Raw genomic sequence first — 515 nt, forward strand, 5'->3', positions numbered from 1 at the left:
CTTGCTCGACATCGAGTCCGCGAAGTAGCTTTCGGGGTCGAGATCGGAGTGAAGCTGGGCACGATCCTCCCGCTGCACGATCGCAGCGGGACGAGCGCTGAGGGCGATCACCTGGCGCAGGGCAGCGAGGCTGATGCTGTCGCCCGGGACACGGCTCAGGTGCAGGAACAGTGCGGCTCCGGTGTTTCGGTCAGCCCAGGCAAACAGCCCCTGCCAGAATGCAACCTCGAAGCCACGACGAACCAGAGGAACACCGCAGAAGGCGTTGTCATGCAGCCAGCCGGCGAGATGGGGAATAGGGTATCCGTAGTAGGCTTTGCGACCAATGACCGGCAAGAGCCCGACCAGTTGCTCCTCATACTCGAAGACCAGCAGGCTGCTTCCGTCAGCGCGGCCAATATGGTCCAGCGACGGCGCCAGGAACCAGCGTTCATGGAACGGGTTCGGATCGGCTGCGTCCAGTGCCAGCGCATCCCAGGCAGCCGGTGCCGGTCGTCCGGCGAGGTCGGCAGCGG

At 64.7% G+C, this 515-nt stretch carries 1 protein-coding gene; it reads right to left on the reverse strand.

The features are described from left to right. Positions 1-515: GNAT family N-acetyltransferase (locus AC01FP_RS19020; protein WP_474482537.1), on the reverse strand; the 515-nt coding region annotated here is incomplete at both ends.

The organism is Cyanobium sp. NIVA-CYA 375 (genome assembly GCF_056108345.1).